Source organism: Pseudomonas sp. 05N434 (genome assembly GCF_056396965.1).
In genome coordinates, this window is the sequence record NZ_JBFTMK010000190.1 from 1 (window position 1) to 8,218 (window position 8,218).

Consider the following 8,218-nt stretch of genomic DNA (forward strand, 5'->3'; position numbering starts at 1 on the left):
CAGTTAAACTGACCTTTACAGAGCAGATGGAACGTATGGCCACCAAGACAAGTAAGCGAACCGGCGAGACCAGCACGACAGTCAGTGTCGGAATAAGGATTGATCCAAAGATCAAGTTTGCCTTAGACATAATGGGGAGACTGCAGAAACGCTCCCTTACGGCTGTAATCGAGTGGGCAATATCTCAATCGATAGCCAATCAATCGCTCGACTTTGATGGAACAACACTTTCGTCAATGCTCGATAAAGTCTGGTCGACAGACGAGTCACTCCGGCTGATCAATCTCGCAATTCATATGCCAGAGGCATTGACCTATGACGAGCTCAGGGTTTGGGAGACGATCAAGGCGAGCAGGTACTTTTGGGTTGAGTATTCCGATGGTACTTACTCTTCGGATGATTATGAGCGGCTCGTTCCTTTTCTCGTCCGCTCCAACTGGAATGAGCTTTTGGAACACGTCGAGAGGCATAAGATGAGCCCTACAATTGTTCCTATCGGCAATAAAGAGTTGATGCCGCTCTAAATCAACTCAACCGCCGCAGCCTTGGTCCCGGGCGCCAAGTGAGCATACCGAAGCGTCATCTTGATATCGGCGTGCCCCAGCAGATCCCGTACCGTGTTGAGCGGTACGCCGGCCATTACCAGGCGTGACGCGAAGTCGTGACGCATATCGTGCCAGCGAAAGCCCTCGATCTTGGCGCGCTCCAGCAGTTTGAGCCAGGCGCTTTTAACGTCCTCCAGACGGCCGCCGGCCTGACTCGGGAAAACATACCGAGACTTCCCTACCTGCTTTTTCCAATCCTCCAGCACGCCGAAGGTTTCCTTGTTCATTGGGATATGTCGTGTATCGCTCGTTTTGGTAGTGGCGCCGGTGGCGGTGATCGTCTTCGTTTGGAAGTTCACCGCTGACCATTTCAGGTCGAACAGCTCGCCACGCCTCATGCCGGTATTCAGCGACACCAGCACCATGGGCTTCAGGTGGTCAGTGAAGGGCAGTTGCAGCAAACTTTGCATCTGCTCTTTGCCGCGGTCTGCCCGCCACTTGTTTGCAGTCTCGCGCTCGACCCGCGCTTCGTCTTGGCGCGCGTCCAGAGCTTCGCGCAGACGCTTGGTTTCATCCTGGTCCAGATATCGAACCTTGCCCATTGAGTCGACCTTGAGCTGTTTAAGCTTGGCCAACGGATGCGCGGCGATGTACTCCCATTCAACAGCCCGGCTGAACACGCCGCTGATTGAGCCCATCTTTCGATTGACCGTCGACGCCTTGTTGCCGGCCTGCATCCAGGCGGTTCGGATCAGTTCAAGGTCGCGACCGGTGATCGCGTCGAGGCGCTGAGCCATAATTGCGTCGAAGTTATTGCTCAGGGTGTGCTGCGTCTTCTCATGGCCTTTGTGGTGCGTCTTGAACCACGGCATATAGGTGTCGTCGATAAACTCGCGCAAAGAGGGCAGGGTGGCACCTTTGCGGCCTTGGGTAACGGCCAGTGGTTCGCCGTGGGCGTGGGCATCTGCAAGGTACTGGGCAGCTTCGGTTCGTGCTTGATCGAGCGTTACCACCCCGACTCGGCCGAGTGTGGCATTCTTGTTGCGGCCCCAGGTGACCATAAATGATTTGTGACCACTGGGCAGGACGCGGATAAATAGGCCAGGCTGTGCTGTGTCGTGAATGCGGTATGCCTTCGGCTCTGCTTCCAGGCCGTTGATGAGCTTTTGAGTGATTTTGACTTTCAAGTGATTCGGTTCCCGTGACAGCAGCGTGACAGCAAAAAGAACTATACGGGGTCGTTTTTACGGACACAACCGGACTTAAAGCCCAATAAATACTGGGTTTGTCCAGCGGGTGCTGGAGCTCAGATGACCCTCCTAAGGGGAAGGTTGGCAGTTCGAACCTGCCCTGGGACACCATATAATCCAAGGCCTACAGCGTCTTTTTGTTTCTCTGCTTAACCCTCATGGGTGCTAGGTGGGTGCAACAGGTATGCTTTAAGCAAAGRAAAGCCCTGCTCAGATTGTTATCTGGCGGGGCTTTTTCATAACCGTCGTGTCATATCAAGCTTAGCTGCCAGTCCTCCACAGGAGGGCGTAAGAGGCGGTCTATCGACTCTTTCCCGATCAATCGTGAAAATGGACGCGCTGCGCGTACCACCAACACGCCCAGACGATGGTGATCACCAGGGAGGCGACGCAGAAGATTATGGTCTGACGCGCATTGCCAAGATCCTCTCGGGCAAGCAAGCCAAGCGCCTGGAGGGCAGCCCCCCCAAAAAGCGCCAGGAACCCCATTCGCCAGGCGAACATGCGCTGTCGGTAAACGTCGAAAGCCAGCGGGAGCATAACTGCGCCATAGATTACGGAAAGATAGCGAAGTCTAACGTCTGCATAATGGGTAAAGACCGAACCACTTGGATCGCCCAGGGAAGGCTGGATATCCGTTATGGCAGAAACGCAGAACATGAGCCCTTGGAGGGCGAGCATCGCTGTGACAATCACGATGACAGTGGGTGGCCGCTTTGGGGAGCTCCGAAGCTCATTGGGCGGCAAACCTTTTGATGCAATCGCGACCTGATTACTCAGCGCCGTGCGAATGACCTCAGACAGCCATGCCTGATCGTTGCGGGAAAACCACATACAGATCCGCATCACGCCAATCCCACAGGCCATCATCGCAAGCCCCTCCAGCGGCATGAATGTGGCGTGCGGCCCAGGTACGGCGGTAAACAACGCCAATGCTGTAAAAAGCACACAAAACCCGAACCAGAAGCCCATGAAGAGCTTAACGGACCAGTGCAGCGCAAAACGCCCGGTTAGCACGACCTGGTTTTGGCGCACCTGGAATCGGCCGACGAAAAGTGGCTTGAATGAGTTGCGTACCATCGGGATGACACGTTGGAGCGAAACGCGAGACTCTGTCACCGTTCCCAAGGCCGCTTCTCGAAAAGGTGTAAACATAGCCCAGTGCCGGGTCGCGGCTTTCAGGCGCTCAACAGATTCCGCCAGTCCGAACGAGCTCTCAAACTCGACCAGATCCGATCCCACCCAAAGTTCCCTCATCCATCGGAACATACATCCCCCTCTGGGCGCGTCATGCTTGGATTTCACGTTGGTATCGTGCAATTCATATTCGACCTTCCCTGGTCTCCACCACCATCATCAACTGCTCAACTCCAGCCCAATATCACGCCGTCAGCGTATGCTCCGCATCCCCGAACCAGGTGCGCACCAGATCGGGCCCAGGCGTACCAGCGTGGTCAAGCACCGCCACATCGACGAAATTCTTGCCATTGCTTGCGCCATCAGGGTCTACCTTCACGGTGATGTCGTTGCCGGTCTGCACCACTTGGACAAAGTCCGACACCTGGCTGGTGCCGGCGACGAAGTTGGCCTTGAGCAGTGCGGAGAGGTCGATTTTGTCCCCTTCGGCGTAGTTGTAGTCGAGGATATGATCGCCGCCTTCATTCACGTTGAAGTAGGCAAACACGTCGGCTCCCGCGCCACCGCTGAGCGTGTCTGCACCGCCACGGCCCACGATGATGTCGTTGCCGTCGCCACCATTGATCGTGTCTGCGAGCATGGTGCCCACCAGCGTGCCGCTGGATTCTCCGTGGTAACTGACTTGAGTGCCGGCCGCGCCGCCGTCGGTGACCTGGAAGTCTTCCGCCGAGTAATGCCCCAACAGGTTCACCTCGGCCCGATGCACGCCGTCGTCCACTGTCAGCAGGCCGCCGGCGCCAGAGGCGTTGGTGTTGTAGCTGAGTTGGGTGTTGGCGCCGAAAGTGAGATTGCCGAACGTCAGCATGTCATTGCTCTCAAGGCCGAGGATGCCGGCCAGCGAGCCCGCTGTTTCGGCCTGTGCGATCACCAGCGTACCCGCGCCTTCGCCGTGGAAGGCGACGGACCCGTGTGCAGCACCGGAGAAGGTCAGGGTCGCGTTACCGTCGATGGTCGCGCTGCCGTCGCCGGTCACGTCGGCCAGCAGGCGCAGGTCACCACCATTGGCCCACAGGTGGCCGGTGTTTTCGACCGTACTGGCCACCGTCATGCCGCCTGGGCCCRTGGACTCCAGCACCCCGCTGTTGGTGATGGTGTGGGTGCCGGTGTCGAGCACCAGGCTGTTCAGCCCGCTGGCCATGATCAGCCCCGAATTGATCAGCACCATCTGCCCGGCACCCAACTGGCCGGCGCCGGAAATGCGGTTGTCGACGTTGTTCAGTACGGTGTCGGCGCTGCCGCCGAAAATCACGTTTTGCGCGTTGTCGGATAGCAGCACCTGGCCGCCACCGGTCAAGGTCGCGCCACGGAACAGAACCTCGAGGCTGGTCGCGCTGCCGGCGGAGCCGAGCTCGATGGTGCCGCTGTTATGGATACTGCCACCGAACGGCATGATCGCGCCGTCAGCAATGGTGAGGGTACCGGTGTTGTTGGTGAGCGGGTCGACATCGAACTGGAAGTTCGCTTCGCTCAAGCTCGCCGCATCGACACCTTTCAGGGTGATCGTCTGGCCAGTGCCTATGCTGACCAGCGCATTGCCGTTTGCGTCGTTAGTGATGCTCAAGTCAGCAAAGCCGGTGACGCCTGTGAAGCCGATCAGGTCGATCTTGTCCGCTGCGGCATCGAAGTTGTAGATCTGGTTGTTGCCGATCGGCTGGGCGAAGACGAAGGTGTCGGCACCGGACGAGCCGGTCAGGTTGTCGTTGAGGGACAAGGCGAAGATTGGTGAGCCTGGGGCGTAAGCCTCTACGTTGTCCGAGATGATGGCGCTTCCTGTGGTCCCGTCTGCATTGGTCCAAGTCTCCGTTACATGTAACACCATAGCGCCGACGTAGCCTGCCGTCGTAGTGACGGTGAGTACCGAGGGGTCGATAGTGGTGACCGACCAACTGCCGCCGCCGAGATGCGTGGCGCCGTTCACTATCCAGTCCGCTGGAACACCGGTGATCGTTACCGTGACAGGAAGACTGTGATCCGCCGACGGGTTGACCAGAGCCAAGTTGATCGGCTCGCCGGCGGTGCCTGCCGGGTGAGTGACCGACCATGTAACGCTGGTCGTGCTGAACGCGCTGGCACCCCCGCCTGAGCCAGGGTCGACCTTCGTCGCAAACGTGCCCGACGTCTGATCCCACGCCTTGTAGGTTAGATCTCCCGCATTTCCGTTACCGGTCATGCGTACTAAGTCTCCGCTACGTAGCAGCAGCGCCGAGTTCGTACTTACCGTGCCGACATCTGTCCACGTCGATCCACTGTCTGTTGAGTACTGCCACTTGCCAGTAGAGCCATTTGTGCGGGTCGCAGCGGTGATCGCGATGCCCTTCAGTGCACCACTGTCCACATCAGTGGAACTCAGGAACGAACTCACCAACACACCGCCGCTGACATTGACCGACGTCGGAGCTGTCCCGGACAGTACCGGCGCGTCATTGACCGCGGTGATGTTGATGTTGATCGTGTCGCTGTCGCTCARTGCACCACCAGTGCCCGTGTTGCCACCGTCATTGGTCAGCATGGTCAGGGTGACCGTGCCGTTGGCATTGGCAACCGGGGTGTAGGTTGGCTGGTTGGCGACCGTGGCCAGGTAAGTGTTGATGTTGGYGAGGGTACCCGTGAGCACGATGCTGCTGGTGCCYGAGCCRCTGAYCGWGACACTGCCTGCTSYCGCGGCCGTYAASGWGCCGCTGYCGACCGTGAGCGTGACCGAGATGCTGCCAGCGCCTGCATCGACGTCTGCCACCGACAGGCCGCTGAGCTTGAATGCGGTGTCTTCATTCGTCGTGTAGCTTGCCGGCAGYGTGTTCACCGGWGYGTCRTTGAGCGCGGTGATGTTGATGTTGATCGTGTCGCTGTCGCTCAGYGCACCACCAGTGCCCGTGTTGCCGCCGTCATTRGTCAGCATGGTCAGGGTGACCGTACCGTTGGCATTGGCAGCTGGGGTGTAGGTCGGCTGGTTGGCGACCGTGGCCAGGTAAGTGTTGATGTTGGYGAGGGTACCCGTGAGYACGATGCTGCTGGTGCCCGAGCCGCTGACCGAGACACTGCCCGCTGTCGCGGCCGTCAACGAGCCGCTGCCGACCGTGAGCGTAACCGAGATGTTGCCAGCGCCTGCGTCGACGTCTGCCACCGACAGACCGCTGAGCTTGAATGCGGCGTCTTCATTCGTCGTGTAGCTTGCCGGCAACGTGTTCACCGGCGTGTCGTTGAGCGCGGTGATGCCGATGGTGACGCTGTGCGAGATGCTGCTGTCGATGCCGTCGCTGACCAGAACGTTCACCGTCCGATCAGAAGTGGTCGGCGTATTGCTGGAGTTGTTGTAGAGGATGCCGTCCAGAATCGTCTGGTATGTGGCCTTGCTGGCCAAACCGGTGATCGACAGCACGCCGGTGCTGGTGGTGTAGCTGACCGTCAGGCCGGCCGCTGCGGTAGTGGCGCTCGCGTTAAGCGATAGCGACTCGGTGGTGTTGCCGTCAGGGCGCACCGTCAGCGTCGCCGTCATCGAGGTCAGGTTGGCCGAGTCGACGTCGGTAATGGTCGCCGACGGGGCGATCAGCACGGAGGTCTGTTCGGTGAAGGCTGCGGTCGCGTCGTTGCCGGCGCTTCCACCGTTCAGGTCGGTTACCGGTGCATCGTTAGTGCCGTTGATGGTGACGCTGACCGAGGTCTCGGTGCCATCAGCACTGAGTACCGCGAAGGTGTCGGTCAGGCTGTCGCCGACATTGAGTGCATCGAAGGCCGAGTTGGCGGTATAGCTCCAGTTACCCGCGGCATCGATGGCGAAGGCCCCGTTGGCGCCAGCGGTGCCGGACTGCGCCTGGAAGCTTTCCGGGCTGTCGATATCGCTGATGGTCAGGCTGCCGCCGGTGGTCAGCGGAGCATTGGTTTCGGTCAGCGTGACGCTGGCCGAGGACAGCACTGCGGCATCGTTGCTGCCGGTGACGGTCACGGTCACCAGTTGGGTGTCGACGCCGCCGAGGCCATCGCTGACCTGCACGCTGAACACTTCATCGTGACTCTCGCCGGCCTTCAGTGATTGCACSGCACTGGCGACGCCATCGCTGCCGTTGGCCAGGGTGTAGGTCCACTGGCCCGTGCTGTCGACGGCGATCGAGCCATAAGTGCCGGTATTGGACCCGGCAATACTCCAGGTGGCGGTGGCCGCATGATCAATGTCGGCCGAACTGAACTGACCGCTGACGCTGAGGCTGGTGTCCTCCTGCACCGCGCCCASCTCATTGCCCGACGCGAARCTGAGYACCGGSGCRTCRTTGCTGCCGGTGACRGTGACRGTCACTTGCTGGGTGTCGACRCCGCCSAGGCCATCGCTGACCTGGATGGTGAACACTTCGTTATGGCTCTCGCCGGCCTTCAGCGATTGCACGGCACTGGCGACACCATCGGTGCCATTGGCCAACGTGTAGGTCCATTGACCGGTGCCGTCCACCGCGATCGAGCCGTAGCTGCCGGTATTGGACCCGGCAATGCTCCAGGTGGCGGTGGCCGCATGGTCGATGTCGCTCGAGCTGAACTGGCCGCTGACGCTAAGTGTGGTGTCTTCCTGCACGGCGCCGACATCGTTGCCGCTCGCGAAGCTGAGCACCGGCGCATCGTTGCTGCCGGTGACGGTCACGGTCACCYGCTGGGTGTCGACGCCGCCGAGGCCATCGCTGACCTGGATGCTGAACACCTCGTCATGGCTCTCGCCGGCCTGCAGCGATTGCACGGCACTGGCGACACCRTCRGTGCCRTTGGCCARGGTGTAAGTCCACTGACCGCTGCCGTCGACGGCGATCGAGCCGTAGGTTCCAGTTGCCGAGCCATTGATCGACCAGGTCGCGGTGGCCGCATGGTCGATGTCGCTCGAGCTGAACTGGCCACTGACGCTGAGGGTGCTGTCTTCCTGCACCGCACCGGCATCGTTGCCGCTGGCGAAGCTGAGCACCGGTGCGTCGTTGCTGCCGCTGACGGTGACGGTCACCTGCTGGGTGTCGACGCCGCCCAGGCCATCGCTGACCTGGATGGTGAACACCTCGTCATGGCTCTCGCCGGCCTGCAACGACTGCACGGCACTGGCGACGCCATCGGTGCCATTGGCCAGGGTGTAAGTCCACTGACCGGTGCCGTCCACGGCGATCGAGCCATAAGTGCCGGTATTGGATCCGGCAATGCTCCAAGTGGCGGTGGCGCTGTGATCGATGTCGCTTGAACTGAACTGGCCGCTGACGCTGAGGG

General features: G+C 60.0%; 4 protein-coding genes. 1 reads left to right on the top strand and 3 read right to left on the bottom strand.

From position 1 onward, the window contains the following. Positions 1-524 (top strand): hypothetical protein (locus AC1DLB_RS14055; protein ID WP_477785150.1); only part of this gene is annotated, 524 nt, incomplete at its 5' end. Here AC1DLB_RS14055 and AC1DLB_RS14060 read toward each other — a convergent pair. The 3 genes from AC1DLB_RS14060 to AC1DLB_RS14070 all read right to left on the bottom strand — a co-directional run. Continuing rightward, complete coding sequence (locus tag AC1DLB_RS14060) at positions 521-1,732, bottom strand: phage integrase (protein WP_477779356.1); 1,212 nt, start codon at positions 1,730-1,732, stop codon at positions 521-523. The two genes, AC1DLB_RS14055 and AC1DLB_RS14060, sit on opposite strands and share 4 nt — an antisense overlap. 381 nt (positions 1,733-2,113) lie before the next feature. Further along, positions 2,114-3,037, bottom strand: coding sequence for a hypothetical protein (locus tag AC1DLB_RS14065; RefSeq protein WP_477744618.1), 924 nt, complete (start codon positions 3,035-3,037; stop codon positions 2,114-2,116). Positions 3,038-3,176: 139 nt separating this feature from the next. Beyond that, positions 3,177-8,218 (bottom strand): beta strand repeat-containing protein (locus AC1DLB_RS14070; RefSeq protein ID WP_477785151.1); only part of this gene is annotated, 5,042 nt, incomplete at its 5' end.